Here is a 715-nt window from a genome sequence, read left to right as displayed (position 1 = left end):
GCGGCCCATGTCCGCCGACTGGAAGCCCTGCGCCGGGCCGGCATCGTGGAACGTGTGGCTGATGGACTATGGAAGGTGCCGGACGACCTGGCCGAACGTGGCCGCCAGAACGACGCACAGCGCCTGGGCGGCGTGGCGGTGGAGCTGAAATCGCACTTGCCCATCGAGCGGCAGGCCCGCGTGATCGGCGCGACCTGGCTGGACCAGCAGTTGATCGGTGGCGGTAAGGGGCTGGGCGATCTGGGCTTTGGCGGCGAGACGAAGGAAGCCTTGCAGCAGCGCGCCGACTTCCTTGAAGAACAGGGGCTGGCCCAGCGGCGTGGGCAGCGGGTGATCCTCGCCCGGAACCTGCTGGGGACGCTGCGGAATCGGGAACTGGCAAAGGCCGCCAAGGATATTGCCGCCGAAATCGGCCTAGCGCATCGGCCCGTCACCGACGGGCAGCGCGTGGCTGGCATCTACCGGCGCAGCCTCATGCTCGCCAGCGGGCGCTACGCGATGCTAGACGACGGCATGGGGTTCAGTCTGGTGCCGTGGAAGCCGGTGATTGAACAGCGACTGGGGCAGCGACTTGCCGCGACGGTGCGCGGTGGCGGCGTGGCGTGGGAAATCGGACGGCAGCGGGGAATGGGCATTGGCTAATGCTCGAAGAGTCTCAGCCACATAACCCGGCAGGCTGTCTAGAGATATGCCGAGGCAGTTGTGAAATTCTTCG

1 protein-coding gene is annotated in these 715 nt (G+C 66.7%); it reads left to right on the top strand.

What is annotated here, in order from left to right; translation table 11 throughout:
• Window positions 1–642: DUF3363 domain-containing protein (locus DU29_RS01000000130730; RefSeq protein WP_033051108.1), on the top strand; the 642-nt coding region annotated here is incomplete at its 5' end.
• Window positions 643–715: the final 73 nt, after the last annotated feature.

The organism is Pseudomonas sp. Ant30-3 (assembly GCF_000690905.1).
Lineage (GTDB): Bacteria > Pseudomonadota > Gammaproteobacteria > Pseudomonadales > Pseudomonadaceae > Aquipseudomonas.
This window is presented reverse-complemented; position numbering and strand designations above follow the sequence as displayed.